This is a genomic window from Neisseria sp. P0021.S007, assembly GCF_051956855.1.
Window position 1 is genome coordinate 400231 of record NZ_JBQCXA010000001.1, and the last position, 15201, is coordinate 415431.

At 49.8% G+C, this 15201-nt stretch carries 7 protein-coding genes, 2 pseudogenes and 1 CRISPR repeat array; of the genes and pseudogenes, 7 read left to right on the forward strand and 2 right to left on the reverse strand.

Annotated features, from left to right (window positions below):
- From cas2 to fghA, 4 genes and pseudogenes are all read left to right on the forward strand, one after another.
- Complete coding sequence (gene cas2, locus ACTHUR_RS01915) at nt 1-294, forward strand: CRISPR-associated endonuclease Cas2 (RefSeq protein WP_049349119.1); 294 nt, start codon at nt 1-3, stop codon at nt 292-294.
- A gap of 189 nt (nt 295-483) precedes the next feature.
- A CRISPR array of direct repeats spans nt 484-5368; the repeat unit is 31 nt; unit sequence CAGCCGCCTTCGGGCGGCTGTGTGTTGAAAC.
- 260 nt (nt 5369-5628) lie between these two features.
- A pseudogene (locus tag ACTHUR_RS01920) lies at nt 5629-5877 on the forward strand (CRISPR-associated helicase/endonuclease Cas3); the annotation flags it as partial.
- Between the two features lie 93 nt (nt 5878-5970).
- Complete coding sequence (locus ACTHUR_RS01925; protein WP_004520025.1) at nt 5971-7107, forward strand: S-(hydroxymethyl)glutathione dehydrogenase/class III alcohol dehydrogenase; 1137 nt, start codon at nt 5971-5973, stop codon at nt 7105-7107.
- Nucleotides 7108-7115: 8 nt separating this feature from the next.
- The gene (gene fghA, locus ACTHUR_RS01930; protein ID WP_440361126.1) at nt 7116-7943 is read left to right on the forward strand and encodes an S-formylglutathione hydrolase; all 828 of its coding nucleotides are present in this window, start codon (nt 7116-7118) and stop codon (nt 7941-7943) included.
- Between the two features lie 152 nt (nt 7944-8095).
- Here the strand turns inward: fghA and rtcR are convergent, their stop codons facing one another.
- Entirely contained in the window at nt 8096-9724 is a 1629-nt protein-coding gene (gene rtcR / locus ACTHUR_RS01935; RefSeq protein ID WP_004520021.1) for an RNA repair transcriptional activator RtcR, read from the reverse strand.
- A gap of 1116 nt (nt 9725-10840) precedes the next feature.
- On the opposite strand from rtcR, the gene ACTHUR_RS01940 reads away from it, so the two are divergent.
- On the forward strand, nt 10841-12415 hold the full coding sequence (locus ACTHUR_RS01940; RefSeq protein ID WP_049336823.1) for a vWA domain-containing protein: 1575 nt from the start codon (nt 10841-10843) through the stop codon (nt 12413-12415).
- An 89-nt stretch (nt 12416-12504) separates the two neighbouring features.
- Nucleotides 12505-13983 (forward strand): annotated as a pseudogene (locus tag ACTHUR_RS01945) (RNA ligase).
- A gap of 32 nt (nt 13984-14015) precedes the next feature.
- Here the strand turns inward: ACTHUR_RS01945 and ACTHUR_RS01950 are convergent.
- Complete coding sequence (locus ACTHUR_RS01950) at nt 14016-14459, reverse strand: RpiB/LacA/LacB family sugar-phosphate isomerase (RefSeq protein ID WP_039862203.1); 444 nt, start codon at nt 14457-14459, stop codon at nt 14016-14018.
- Between the two features lie 86 nt (nt 14460-14545).
- Between ACTHUR_RS01950 and ACTHUR_RS01955 the strand changes: the two genes are divergently transcribed.
- Nucleotides 14546-15199, forward strand: coding sequence for a metallophosphoesterase (locus tag ACTHUR_RS01955; RefSeq protein ID WP_004520016.1), 654 nt, complete (start codon nt 14546-14548; stop codon nt 15197-15199).
- Nucleotides 15200-15201 lie beyond the last annotated feature (2 nt).

Here is a 15201-nt window from a genome sequence, read left to right on the forward strand (position 1 = left end):
ATGCTAATGCTGATTACTTACGATATTTCGTTGGAAGACGCGGACGGACAGGCAAGGCTACGGCGCGTGGCGAAATTGTGTTTGGACTACGGCGTGCGCGTGCAGTATTCGGTGTTCGAATGCGATATCGCGCCCGATCAGTGGGTTGTTTTAAAGGACAAACTTTTGAAAACCTACAACCCTGAAACTGACAGCCTGCGCTTTTACCATCTGGGCAGCAAATGGCGGCGGAAAGTAGAACATCACGGCGCAAAACCGGCGGTGGATGTGTTTAAGGATACGTTGATTGTGTAAATCGCCAACCTGCGGTTCTCATGAAAATGCGGCAGGGTTGGCGAATTGGGATTGTTCTTTAATAATCAGGATATTGCGAATGCGGGCGTAACGGAAAAGGCTGTGTTATACTCGCGTTCACGCTTTTCTTAGGAGCTTAGCGAAATCGGGGCTGCGAAACCTGATGGAACAAGGCTTTTAAGAGAGGCTCAGCCGCCTTCGGGCGGCTGTGTGTTGAAACCTTTGCTGCCTGCTTTATCAATCAGGGCAGAGACGCAGCCGCCTTCGGGCGGCTGTGTGTTGAAACAACCTGCAGGATTGTTACGTCAGCAGTGAATACGCGCAGCCGCCTTCGGGCGGCTGTGTGTTGAAACTAACCATGTAGTTCCAGTAGTTCCAGTATCAGACAGCCGCCTTCGGGCGGCTGTGTGTTGAAACCATACAAAGTCCATGATTAATCCTTTCTCTATACCAGCCGCCTTCGGGCGGCTGTGTGTTGAAACAGGCTATTAGCAAAGATGCTGGCGGTGCTAACTTCAGCCGCCTTCGGGCGGCTGTGTGTTGAAACCATGGCTTCGCATTGTACTAGCACTTTTGTTAAGTCAGCCGCCTTCGGGCGGCTGTGTGTTGAAACCTACCCAGTATCTACCCTGCTATCTCCCTGCTATCCAGCCGCCTTCGGGCGGCTGTGTGTTGAAACATACGGTAGGCAACAATGGCAGGCATGAACAAGGCCAGCCGCCTTCGGGCGGCTGTGTGTTGAAACGCACCGTTTTGCAATCCTGTTTTTTCGCCTGCTTCACAGCCGCCTTCGGGCGGCTGTGTGTTGAAACAATTTAAGCAATACCAAATCGACATGGCGCAGATGCAGCCGCCTTCGGGCGGCTGTGTGTTGAAACCCGATTGCTTGGTTAAACTGGACGAGGAAACATTTCAGCCGCCTTCGGGCGGCTGTGTGTTGAAACCCATACGACCTGCCGCCATTTATCAGATTTTGACAGCCGCCTTCGGGCGGCTGTGTGTTGAAACCTGCCGATGGGTTACAAGATTGGTGGGGCGCATACCAGCCGCCTTCGGGCGGCTGTGTGTTGAAACTCTTATTATCCTGAAAGGACAAAACCATGAAGAACAGCCGCCTTCGGGCGGCTGTGTGTTGAAACGGACGGTGCTTGGTACGGAACAACAGGAAGTTGTACAGCCGCCTTCGGGCGGCTGTGTGTTGAAACGCAAATGCTTGACTAGCTTTGCATATACCAAAAAACAGCCGCCTTCGGGCGGCTGTGTGTTGAAACTTTGAAAGTGAAATTGATTCATGCGTCCAGTCTATCAGCCGCCTTCGGGCGGCTGTGTGTTGAAACTTTACATTTGCCGTCATACCTTTTCGCCGCTATCCAGCCGCCTTCGGGCGGCTGTGTGTTGAAACTGAAAAATTTCGTTTGATTGTAAATCGAGGTAGACAGCCGCCTTCGGGCGGCTGTGTGTTGAAACAATGCCTTTAAATGTAAACTCCCCTTTATCGGCCAGCCGCCTTCGGGCGGCTGTGTGTTGAAACAATTTCATAGCCGCCGTATGTGTAATAGTCGGTTCAGCCGCCTTCGGGCGGCTGTGTGTTGAAACAATGATTTCTTCTTCAGTTTTGGTAACTTCTTTGACAGCCGCCTTCGGGCGGCTGTGTGTTGAAACTACGATGTGTTACCCGTCTTTGAAATGCTGATTGCAGCCGCCTTCGGGCGGCTGTGTGTTGAAACCATTATACCCACACTTATCATAGAAGTATTGCGGACAGCCGCCTTCGGGCGGCTGTGTGTTGAAACTTAACAGGGCAGTTATATAAGTACCACGTTAGAATCAGCCGCCTTCGGGCGGCTGTGTGTTGAAACCGCTCACACATAACGCGCCGAAAAATAAAACGGCCAGCCGCCTTCGGGCGGCTGTGTGTTGAAACTGGTTCTTGGCGAATCTGTCGGGCGTGATTGCGAACAGCCGCCTTCGGGCGGCTGTGTGTTGAAACCCTAATGTACCGCTTATACGTGTGCAATATATCCCCAGCCGCCTTCGGGCGGCTGTGTGTTGAAACTACGGATTTTTTAACCGTCGATTTTTTTTTTTCCAGCCGCCTTCGGGCGGCTGTGTGTTGAAACCGCGCCCCCGATGGCATTTATAGCAAGCCACAAACCAGCCGCCTTCGGGCGGCTGTGTGTTGAAACCGTTCCGACCCGCGATTGGGATATGGTATCAATAACCAGCCGCCTTCGGGCGGCTGTGTGTTGAAACTTGAGTTTGTTAAAGGAAGCCTTGTTGTTTTATGCAGCCGCCTTCGGGCGGCTGTGTGTTGAAACAACAGGGGTAGCCCATCTGCAATTTTCCGGTTCACAGCCGCCTTCGGGCGGCTGTGTGTTGAAACTAACTAAAAATTTATAACTAGAGGGTTAGACGTGCAGCCGCCTTCGGGCGGCTGTGTGTTGAAACCGCCGTCCACACCACGCGCCGAAAAATAAAACGGCGCAGCCGCCTTCGGGCGGCTGTGTGTTGAAACTCAAAATGGACTACTAGGCAAAAAAAATATCCCCCCAGCCGCCTTCGGGCGGCTGTGTGTTGAAACATCATATCTATTTATCCTCAGTTTTGTAATGAAACAGCCGCCTTCGGGCGGCTGTGTGTTGAAACAACCCTTTACATAACGGCTATACCTGTGAGGATACAGCCGCCTTCGGGCGGCTGTGTGTTGAAACTCCGGATTCTTATTGAAATCCTCCGCCAGTTTGATGCAGCCGCCTTCGGGCGGCTGTGTGTTGAAACGATCACCTTGTGAGCAATGCCGCAGGCTAAGTGATCAGCCGCCTTCGGGCGGCTGTGTGTTGAAACCCCCGTTTCAAGCTCGACGACGCCGCGCAGGATCGCAGCCGCCTTCGGGCGGCTGTGTGTTGAAACACGGCAAATTTTGGAAAGTGTTGCCGTTGGATTTTCAGCCGCCTTCGGGCGGCTGTGTGTTGAAACAGCACCCACCCATACTGGCACACCAGCAACTACCAGCCGCCTTCGGGCGGCTGTGTGTTGAAACATTGAAAATTAGCGTCTGATTAGAATTATTTTTAACAGCCGCCTTCGGGCGGCTGTGTGTTGAAACAACACGCCAAACCAAACGCCTGCGGAATAAGTGCGCAGCCGCCTTCGGGCGGCTGTGTGTTGAAACTACGCCCCCGATGGTATCTACTGCCAGTCCAAAGTCAGCCGCCTTCGGGCGGCTGTGTGTTGAAACGCTTAACGATTTATTGGCCGCGCAGGCTGCCGATCAGCCGCCTTCGGGCGGCTGTGTGTTGAAACAGACGGCCTAGAAACGGCGCGCTTGGATTTATTCAGCCGCCTTCGGGCGGCTGTGTGTTGAAACCTTGACCTGTTCAGCATTGAGCGTTGTACCCGCTCCAGCCGCCTTCGGGCGGCTGTGTGTTGAAACGTACCGTTCAAGCACGTCATGACGGTGTTGGAAGCAGCCGCCTTCGGGCGGCTGTGTGTTGAAACATTTGAGATATACAAACCGGCGCGTCGGTGTACCAGCCGCCTTCGGGCGGCTGTGTGTTGAAACTCAATATCAAAGCCGTCAGCGCGGAAGATATGATGCAGCCGCCTTCGGGCGGCTGTGTGTTGAAACAAGTACATCTGTGTCATAAACAGGGCAGGCGTTGATTCAGCCGCCTTCGGGCGGCTGTGTGTTGAAACAAGAGCTGGCCGAAAAAGTCGAGAAATTAGAAAACAGCCGCCTTCGGGCGGCTGTGTGTTGAAACCGGCAAGCAGTGGCTGACCGCTGAAGACGATAAAGCAGCCGCCTTCGGGCGGCTGTGTGTTGAAACACTAAACCGGACTGCTGAGCCATAAAATGCGGCTCAGCCGCCTTCGGGCGGCTGTGTGTTGAAACGACTGCTACACATCGTCCCATCGAGACGGTGGCGCAGCCGCCTTCGGGCGGCTGTGTGTTGAAACCGCGTTTGGGGCAACCGCACCTGCACCAACGACCAGCCGCCTTCGGGCGGCTGTGTGTTGAAACCGCGCAAACTCAAGAAATCACACAAAAAATACAAGAGCAGCCGCCTTCGGGCGGCTGTGTGTTGAAACGGCAAACGCCGACTGCGCAGAACCGGCATCAATGTCAGCCGCCTTCGGGCGGCTGTGTGTTGAAACTCAACTTTTTGGACGAAGACGGCCTAATGTTTTCCAGCCGCCTTCGGGCGGCTGTGTGTTGAAACACGGATTAAAAGCAAGCAAGCATGGATTGTTAATTCAGCCGCCTTCGGGCGGCTGTGTGTTGAAACGCCTATGTATTGATAGAGGCCGCCTTTACAATGCAGCCGCCTTCGGGCGGCTGTGTGTTGAAACATCGAAAGAGTAATTAATATTGACGGAATGGTTAACAGCCGCCTTCGGGCGGCTGTGTGTTGAAACCAAAACACGCTGGAATCTCGCAAGAACAGTATTCAGCCGCCTTCGGGCGGCTGTGTGTTGAAACTGCCAAAGCTCACGCGCCTGCCGGTGGCGGTGGTGGCAGCCGCCTTCGGGCGGCTGTGTGTTGAAACACGCAATTACGCGCCCTTGCCGATAACTACGATGCAGCCGCCTTCGGGCGGCTGTGTGTTGAAACACGCAATTACGCGCCCTTGCCGATAACTACGATGCAGCCGCCTTCGGGCGGCTGTGTGTTGAAACTATCTTGGAATTTGACGGCCTGTTGACCCAAATCCAGCCGCCTTCGGGCGGCTGTGTGTTGAAACTTATGCGATCCATTGAAATATCCGCATTTTTCAATCAGCCGCCTTCGGGCGGCTGTGTGTTGAAACAGGCGCGATGGATTCGCCCATTTTGGCTAAAAAGCAGCCGCCTTCGGGCGGCTGTGTGTTGAAACAGGTCGCTGTCGTCGTAGACGGTGTCTTGGTCTTCAGCCGCCTTCGGGCGGCTGTGTGTTGAAACGCAGTGTTTTGGCCGTGTCAGCAATCACTATCGCGGCTCCAGCCGCCTTCGGGCGGCTGTGTGTTGAAACCAGCAAAACCCTCTACTCGCCGCCTTTACCGGCCCCAGCCGCCTTCGGGCGGCTGTGTGTTGAAACTCTGCCACCGTATCTCATGTCTAAGTAAGGAAGAGGGGCTGTATGTTCAAATATTGTCCAAGCAGACCGCTCTTCTTTTGATCCTTCGCTTTCCGAAGCTTTAGTGAAAGCTGTGAAGGATATTAGAAGCAAGTCATAAAGGGTAATCAATAACAATGCCGTCTGAAAAAGTTTCAGACAGCATTTTTTCTATTTGCATATTAAATTTAATATCATATTATCATTGCATAATATCAGTTTAAATTTTTTAGAATTTCAATATGAAAACCCTAATTTACTACGCCCATTCTGCCCAAGACAAACTCGGTAATCTCTTGCCTTACGAACATTGGCAAACCTTACAAAGCCATTTGGTCAATGTTGGGGAAATGGCGGTGGAGTTTGCTCGGGTATTCGGTGCCTGCCATACTGGACAGCTTCATGACTAAGGGAAATATTCGGAAGCCTTTAACCGCCAATTACATGGCAGCCCTTTAGTCGATCAAGCTATCGCCGGAGCCAAAATTGCAAAAATGCTTGCTTCAGGGTGGGTTCCAAAGTATAAACTGTGGTTATCTTTCGTAGGCTAGATAACTTTATTAATGAATTAAAAGGCAAAAATAATGGAAATTAAACAAACCAATCCAACCATCAAATCTCGTGCGGCGGTGGCATTCTCCCCAAATCAACCCTTACAAATTGTGGAAATCGACGTAGAAATGCCACGCAAAGGCGAGGTGTTAATTCGTAACACTCACACTGGTGTGTGCCATACTGATGCGTTTACGTTGTCAGGAAGCGATCCTGAAGGCGTATTCCCTGTGGTGCTTGGACACGAAGGTGCGGGTGTGGTCGTTGCTGTGGGCGAAGGTGTGTCAAGCGTAAAACCAGGTGATCACGTCATTCCTCTTTACACCGCTGAATGTGGCGAATGTGAGTTTTGTCGTTCAGGTAAAACCAACTTATGCGTTTCAGTGCGTGATACACAAGGTAAAGGCTTAATGCCAGATGGCACGACGCGTTTTTCTTATCAAGGTCAGCCGATCTATCACTATATGGGCTGTTCGACTTTCAGTGAATACTCAGTTGTTGCCGAAGTTTCACTGGCGAAAATCAACCCGGAAGCAAACCACGAACAAGTATGTTTACTCGGCTGCGGCGTTACCACAGGTATTGGTGCGGTACATAATACGGCAAAAGTGCAAGAAGGCGACTCTGTTGCAGTGTTTGGTTTAGGGGCGATTGGTTTAGCTGTGGTGCAAGGTGCACGTCAAGCTAAAGCGGGTCGTATTATTGCTATTGATACCAATCCTGCAAAATTCGAGCTGGCAAAACAATTTGGTGCAACGGATTGTTTAAATCCTAACGATTACGATAAACCAATCAAAGATGTGTTGTTAGACATCAATAAATGGGGTATTGACCATACCTTTGAATGTATCGGCAATGTAAACGTGATGCGTCAAGCATTAGAAAGCGCACACCGTGGTTGGGGACAATCCATTATCATCGGCGTAGCGGGTGCAGGGCAAGAAATTTCAACTCGCCCGTTCCAGTTGGTAACCGGTCGTGTTTGGAAAGGCACGGCGTTTGGTGGCGTGAAAGGCCGCTCTGAACTGCCGAAAATGGTGGAAGATTCAATGAAAGGCGATATCGAGTTAGAACCGTTTGTGACCCACACAATGACGCTCGATCAAATTAATGAAGCCTTTGAGTTAATGCATGAAGGTAAATCGATCCGCGCTGTTATTCATTACTAAGGTACGCGATGAAACTGATTGAACAACATCAAATTTTTGGTGGTTCGCAACAAGTGTGGGCACACCATGCCCAAACGCTGCAATGCGAAATGAAATTTGCCGTCTATTTGCCGGATAATCCGGAGAATCGACCGCTTGGTGTGATTTATTGGCTTTCCGGCTTAACGTGTACGGAACAAAATTTCATTACCAAATCAGGCTTTCAGCGTTACGCGGCAGAACATCAAGTAATTGTGGTTGCTCCCGATACCAGCCCTCGCGGAGAGCAAGTGCCGAATGATGCTGCTTACGATTTAGGGCAAGGTGCGGGCTTTTATTTGAATGCGACCGAGCAGCCTTGGGCGACGAATTATCAAATGTATGATTATATTTTGAATGAGTTGCCTAGTCTGATTGAGGAAAATTTCCCTACCAACGGCAAACGTTCGATTATGGGACATTCAATGGGCGGACATGGCGCATTGGTATTGGCGCTGCGAAACCAAGAACGTTATCAAAGTGTTTCTGCCTTTTCGCCCATTTTATCGCCTAGCCTCGTGCCTTGGGGAGAAAAAGCCTTTTCTGCCTATTTAGGAAAAGATCGCGAAAAATGGCAGCAATATGATGCCAGCTCACTCATTCAACAAGGCTATAAAGTACAAGGTATGCGCATTGATCAGGGCTTGGAAGATGAGTTTTTGCCAACACAATTACGTACCGAAGATTTTATTGAAACCTGTCGTGCGGCAAATCAACCAGTCGATGTGCGCTTCCACAAAGGCTATGATCATAGCTATTACTTCATCGCCAGTTTTGTTGGCGAGCATATTGCCTATCATGCGGCATTTTTGAAGTAAACCAAAGAAGTGATTCGTGAATCGACCAAACGTTGGTATGAACGTTAATTTTTTATGTTAACGAAAATAAAAAGGCATCAGATTGATGCCTTTTGTTTTTTATAAATGATAAAAAATAATGCTCTCAAAATGAACTAGTCTGCCCACTCTATTTAAATATCCCCCCATTCCAGTCCAAACCGTTGCAAATACTTTCTCAGTCGATCGCTGTCATTGACTTTTGCCCTTTCTGTTCGGGAGACGTTGAACAATGCACGGCCGGCGGCGGCCATGTTGGGATGTTTGCGGCATTCGTCGATAACGTGTTGCAGTTGTAGTTTGTCGAATAAATCCAATGTGTCCCAATCGATTTTATCGGGGTAGTCTTGTGCTTTTTCAGACGGCCTGTTATGTAGGAGGCCGTCTGAAAAGGGTTCTTCCGACCATAACCATTTGAGGCGTTCGATTTCGGCTTGGACTTGTTCTACTTGTATCCTGCCTTGCGGCGCGAGTGTGGCCAGGCGCATGATGCTGGCGGCGAGGTCGCGGAAGTTGCCGCGCCATGGTGCTTGGTTGGAGTGGGCGAAGTCGAGGTAGGTGGCCAGGGCTTCTTTGTTGAAGCGGGTGGTTCGGCCGAGTTCTTGCGAGGCTAAGGCGAGCTGGTGTTCGACGTTGGGCTCGATGTCTTCGCGACGGTTGGCGAGTGCAGGTAGTGGGTAATTCCAGATATTAATGCGGGCGAACAGGTCTTCGCGGAAGCGTCCGGCGCGGATTTCGTGGCGTAGGTCGCGGTTGGTGCCGGCGATAAGTTGGAAGTCGCTTTTGACTTCGCTGTCGCTGCCGACGGGATAAAAGTGTTTTTCTTCAATGGCTTTGAGCAACATAGCTTGCTCGTCCAAGCCCAATTCGCCAATTTCATCTAAAAACAATACACCGCCGTCGGCGGTTTTCAAATAGCCTTCACGCTTTTCTGCAGCACCGGTAAAGGCGCCTTTTTTGTGGCCGAACAGGGCAGATGCTGCGCCGTCGCCGCGAAGGGTGGCGCAGTTTACATCGACAAATGTGCCTTTAATCAGATGGCGCGCTTTTTTCAATTCAAAAATCCTGCGTGCCAGCATGGATTTACCTGCGCCTGTCGGGCCGGAAAGCAGAATGGGGGAAGGAGAGTTGAGTGCGACTTGTTCAATTTCGGCAATCATGCGGTTGAAGGCGGCGTTTTGGGTAGAAATGCCGCTTTTCAGGTAGCGCACTGCGTCATCGCGCACGGCGGCGAGGCGTTCGGCCAGCACGTCGTAACGCGCCAAGTCCAAATCGATGATTTCATAACTACCGACATTGCCGTCCTCCATACTGCGTCTTTGATTTTTGGGCGGAGCGGTTTGCAACAGTACGCCGGGGATTTGACGTGATTCCACCAATAAAAACAGGCAGATTTGGGCAACGTGTGTACCTGTCGTGATGTGGGTGAGATAGGTTTCTTCTTCTGTATCAAATGGATAGTTTGCTGCCCAATCGTGCAGTTTGGTATAAACCTCGGAGAAATCCCACGGGTTTGCCAGCTCCATAGGCACGAGATTGACGACTGTGTGCGGCGACACCTGCTGAATATCGGCTTTTACATGATCCGCCAGTTCGCGGTATTTCTCCGCATAAAACAGCTCCATACGGTCGAGATGAAAATCTTGACGCTGATTCATGGCGACGTTTGGCCGCCATTTCAACCAACGGCCCTGACCGAAACCTTTGTCCAGCACTGTACCAAGAAAGCTGACGGCGACTTGTTTTTTGGGGATGGTATTCATGTTTCAGAGGGTCTTTAAATTATTTTTCCAGGACAAATTTTCCGTTTACTTAGCCGCAAGTGTTTGTCCAAATCATCGAATCGCATCATATATCCTTGTATATTTTATTTTCTATATAACTATCTATAAATATATTTTTTAGTATTATACGCTATTTGGCGATAAAAGCCACTTTAAAATATATTTTCTTTATATTCAATTAATTAAAAATTATTTTTATAAAAATTTTATTCTTGGCACGCTGTTGGCTATGTTGTGAATGTAACGATACAGCAGATGCTTCGGGAAATACAGTTACCGGAGAAAAATTTTCCGTAAATTTAGTTGCTGTGTGGTTACAGGGCGAATGCCAACAAGACTACATTTGGATTAACAGGTTCGAATCCTGTCTCGTCTGATAGACGTTGAACGTCTTGTTTATTTAGTCGCTCACCCTTTTCAATATGGCAGGCAAATGCCTGGGGAAACTACAACATGGATATCCTTGTGTCGCAGGTTCGAGTCCTGTCTCTGTTATCCAAAATAGCAGAGTAGCTCAGTTGGTAGAGTAAAGGCATGTTTCCCTTAAAAACTTGTTGCGTGCCATATTACTTTTACGGCAGCAGGCGGATGCTCGGAGAGGGTACATTAACCTTTCACGTTAAAACCGTTTCTCTTCATGTTTATCCGCTACGCTGCCATCCATTCGAGGCCGTCTGAAATATTCAGGCGGGCTGATATAAAAACCGTTTTCGGTATATTTGGCAAATACCGGAGGAATTACAGCCTACCAAGCTCGAGGTCGCGGGTTCGAGTCCCGTCTCTGTCGCCAACTATGGCAGAGTAGCTCAGAGGATAGAGCGCGTAAAAATTTCTCCACTCTTTGTTGCCCAATGTGCCACCCCTTATGGGCGAATGCTATTAGGATTACATTCCTTTCTTGCTACAAACCCGAATGATCCTAATTAAACTGGTCGCCCTACGGCAGTAGGCGGATGCCCGGAAGAGAATACATTAGCTTTCAGTTAAAAACGCTTCTCTTCATCTTTAGCCGCCACGCTGCCACCCATTCAAGGCCGTCTGAAAAACAAAGCTAAAACAAGTTCAGACGGCCTCAAACCAACAATATGAAAGAAAATGAAAATGGCTAATACTAATTTGTTTCAATCTATTAAAAACCGTTTTACTAAAACCGATACCCATAATGAAGCCGGCGGCATCGCCTACACGCTGACGCCCAAACAACAGCTGGCACAGCTTGCGGCTACCGGTTGTCTGAATAATACCTTCTATGCTGATGCACAAAGCCAACTTGACCAAGTGCTGAAATTGGCAGAAAGCCTGGATGCCGAGTTTATTGCCAAAACTGCCGTATATGCCCGTCAAAAAGGTTTTATGAAAGATATGCCTGCGCTGTTGCTTGCCGTGTTGGCGCAAAAAGACGTGAACATGCTCGCTCGTGTATTCGACCAAGTGGTGGACAACGGTAAAATGTTGCGTAACTTCGCACAAATTATCCGCAGCGGCGCAGTCGGCAGAAAATCCTTCGGCAACCGTCCGAAAAAACTGATGCAGACTTGGCTTTTGACCGCCACCGAAAAACAACTGTTGAACGCCGCTGTCGGAAATTCGCCGTCGCTGGCAGACGTGGTCAAAATGGTGCACCCAAAACCGCGTGAAGCATGGCGTGCCGCATGGTTTGCATGGCTGATCGGCAAACCGTACGATCGCGAAGCATTGTCGCCCATTACCCGTGCTTTTGAAGATTACAAACAAAGCCGAGAAGGCGAATTGCCCAACGTTCCTTTCCAAATGCTTACAGCTTTAGACTTGAACTGCGGTGACTGGGCGCAAATCGCCCGCAACGGCTCATGGCAGCAGGTTCGCCAAAACCTGAACACTTTCCTGCGCCATGAAGTATTTGCCAAAAGCAAAAACATCAAAATGGTGGCAGAAAAACTGCGTGACGAAACCGCCATTGCCCGCGCCCGCGTCCTGCCTTACCAATTGCTGACCGCGTATCAGGCAACATCTGACCAAATGCCGTTTGAAATCCGCGAAGCCCTGCAAGATGCGATGGAAACTGCCGTACAAAACGTACCGGCAATCCAAGGCAAAGTCGTGGTTTGCCCGGATGTATCCGGCTCCATGCACAGCCCGGTTACCGGCTATCGCGGCAGTGCGTCCACCAAAACCCGCTGCATCGACATTGCCGCACTTGTGTCCGCTGCCATGTTGCGTACTAATCCGCAAGCCCGCGTGATACCGTTTGAGCAAATCACGGTAAACGTGAAGCTCAACCCACGCGACAGCATCATGACCAACGCCGAAAAACTCGCCAATATCGGTGGAGGCGGAACAGCATGTAGCGCACCGCTTGCCATGTTGAACCGTGAAAAAGCTGAAGTGGATTTGGTCGTCATCGTGTCAGACAACGAAAGTTGGGCAGATGACAGCCAACGATGGGGTGGTAAAACCAGTCTGATGAAAGAATGGGACATCCTGAAAAAACGCTGTCCCGAAGCCAAACTCGTTTGCCTGGATATCCAGCCTTACACCAAGGCTCAAGCACGAAACCGTCACGATATCTTGAACATCGGCGGCTTCTCCGACCAAGTGTTTGCCCTGATTGGTTCCTTTGCCGAACGAGGTATGGGTACAGATTTCTGGGTAGATGAGATTGAGAAAACGCCGCTGGCAGCTGTGAACTGAAGCTAAGGCCGTCTGAAAAAAGGGTAGAAATATTTTTTCAGACGGCCTATTTATTCAGGACAAGCTGAGAACAAGAATAAGGAAACAAAATGCAAAAATTTATCTTAATACGCGGTCATCAGGGTTCGGGAAAATCGACTTTTGCCGAACAAAAAGCCGCCGAATTTAAAGCGCAGTATCAGGATGCGGAAGTTGTCCGTATTGAAAACGATTTGTTTATTACCGATGAATACGGTGAATATCGTTGGTCGGGCGAAGCGGTGGATAAGGCGCAGAAATGCGGCAATGCCTTGATGACTGAAACCTTGAGACTTGGACGCCAAAATCCGAATCGAAATATTTTGATCATTAATTCCAATACCAACCAAAAAGCTTCGCGTTGCCGTCATTTATTGGATCAGGCGGAGAAAAGCGGTTTTGAAACAGAAATTTATCGACTGCACAATTTCTATCCCAATCTGCACGGCGTGAAAGAGCATGATGTGTTGGCGGCGTATATCAAGCTGAACTAAAACCGTGTGGCAAACGAAATCCATATCGAGGCTGTGCAGCCGGCAAATACAGAGCAGTTAGAAAAAATCAAACAGATGCAGGCTATCGAGCATAAGCCGCTGCTGTTTGATGAGGCGCAGCAAACCTTTGTGACCGATCATTATCTGCAACACGGCAGCCGTAACTTTACTGCCAAAGCATCCAAGCGTTATCCTGAATTGCGCGTGTTGAAATACGCACGCAGCGTGTTCTATAACAACTGCTTTGATGATGCTTTGCTGGAAATGCGCGGTTTGATTATCGACGCGCACAACCGCATCATCGTGCGTCCGTTTAAAAAAGTGTTCAATTATTCGGAACGTATTGCCAAATGCAGCCGTTATCCGATCATAATCGGCGACGAGAGACTGGTAGATGCGGTGGTGAAAGTAAACGGCTTCCTCGGCTGCTGTACTTTCGTATCGCTTTCAGACGACCATCCGTCCCACGGCGCGACGTTTGACGGCAAAGTGCTGTATTCGACTACCGGCTCGCTTGATAGTGCGTTTGCCGACATGACCGCCGCACATTGCGCTCAATACGAAACCCTGTTCCACGCTTATCCAAACCATACTTTTTTGTTTGAAATCACAGATGCGAAAGACGTGCACATCATCCGCGAAGCATTGGGCGAAACCTTAATCGGCTGCATTGATGTGGCGACCGGCCGTCAATTTTCTGAAGCGGAATTGGACGAAATCGGCAAACAATACGGCGTTCGCCGTCCAGAAACGCTGAAAAACATCACGTTCGGCGAGCTGAAAGGCCGTCTGAAAAATGTGGAGCACGAAGGTTTTATGGTGTTTGATGCCCAAACCGGCGAAATGCTGTTCAAACTCAAATCGCCGTATTACTTGATTTCCAAGTTTCTGGGACGAAGCAACGAAGGCAACATCGGACGCAAGCTCGACAAACGCCACGTCGACGAAGAGTTTTACCCTTTAATCGACCACATCCGCGAACATCGCGAAGCGTTCAACGCCATACCGGAATTGGATAAGATTGCGTTTATCCAAGCATTCTTGCGGCAATTGTAAGGCCGTCTGAAAATATATGGAGCAACATGTATTTATTTTCCGCGCTCGTATGCTTCAATTTCACCGACTTTAGGTGCATAGCCGCTGTTTGTGTCGTGACGCAAGTCCAACCAGATATCGACCAATGCCCAAGCAGCCGGAGCGGCAATCACGTTTTGCCCCATACATAAAACCTGCGCATCATAGTTTTCCACCGAGCCGTGGAGCGTGAGTAAATCATGCGCCGTTGCCGCCCGTATGCCGCGCACCTTATTGGCGGCGATTGCCGTACCCACGCCGGTGCCGCAAATCAACAGCGCACGGTCGGCGCGTCCTGCCGCGACTTCTTCGGCCGCGGCAAACGAGAGTTGCGGATAGGTCCCTTCGGGCGAGGATAAATCGACCAAGCTGCTGACGCGCGGGTCGTTTTGCAGATGCGCTTTGAGCGCGTCTTTCAATATTGCGCCGTTGGCCGGCGCGGCAATAACCAAACGCATAAAAACTCCTTGAAGCACACAATAAACATTACTCAGCATACGCCCGCGCGTGATACGATTCAAGCCTGCAACGCAGAAAGCACGGTATGAGCAAAACCTACTTCACATCAGACCTACATTTCTCACATAAAAACATCGCTAAATTCTGCCCCCAATTTCGACCGTTCGATAACGTGGAGCAGATGGATGAATTTTTAATCCGGATATGGAATGAAACCGTTACGCCTGAAGATACGGTGTACAACTTGGGCGATTTTTCCTTTGCCCAAGACCATAAGCAGATAGAGCGCGTTTTGTCGCGGTTAAACGGGCAACATCACTTGATTTACGGCAATCATGATCATGTGATTCGGCAGTATGCCGATTTTTTCCGCAGCCAAACCAAGCATGACGGCCATCCGCTGCTGTCGTCCATACTGCCGTATTTGAAACTCAAATTGCCGGAAATTAAGAATACACTGGTTCTCTTTCACTATCCGATTCAGGAATGGGACGGCTGCTATCAGGGCTGGTATCACTTGTACGGCCATTTGCATGACAGGGTGGCGGAAATCAAAGGGCGTGCTTTAAATGTCGGATTCGATTTGCACGGCCGTTTTTTGACGGCGCAAGACGTCGATAAGTTTTTGTGTGATTTGCCTAAAATTTCGTATTTTGGTGAAGCAGGATTTAAAGCCAACTCGCCGGAAGAAGCGGCAGAGCTGGTGTCTCGGAAACTGGCGCAGTTAAATCAGGTATAATT

Bases quoted from the DNA above. Each gene is read 5' to 3' on its own strand.
- rtcR (WP_004520021.1), bottom strand. From the start codon at position 9,724: ATGAATACCATCCCCAAAAAACAAGTCGCCGTCAGCTTTCTTGGTACA.
- fghA (WP_440361126.1), top strand. From the start codon at position 7,116: ATGAAACTGATTGAACAACATCAAATTTTTGGTGGTTCGCAACAAGTG.
- ACTHUR_RS01955 (WP_004520016.1), top strand. From the start codon at position 14,546: ATGAGCAAAACCTACTTCACATCAGACCTACATTTCTCACATAAAAAC.
- ACTHUR_RS01925 (WP_004520025.1), top strand. From the start codon at position 5,971: ATGGAAATTAAACAAACCAATCCAACCATCAAATCTCGTGCGGCGGTG.
- ACTHUR_RS01950 (WP_039862203.1), bottom strand. From the start codon at position 14,459: ATGCGTTTGGTTATTGCCGCGCCGGCCAACGGCGCAATATTGAAAGAC.
- ACTHUR_RS01940 (WP_049336823.1), top strand. From the start codon at position 10,841: ATGAAAATGGCTAATACTAATTTGTTTCAATCTATTAAAAACCGTTTT.
- cas2 (WP_049349119.1), top strand. From the start codon at position 1: ATGCTAATGCTGATTACTTACGATATTTCGTTGGAAGACGCGGACGGA.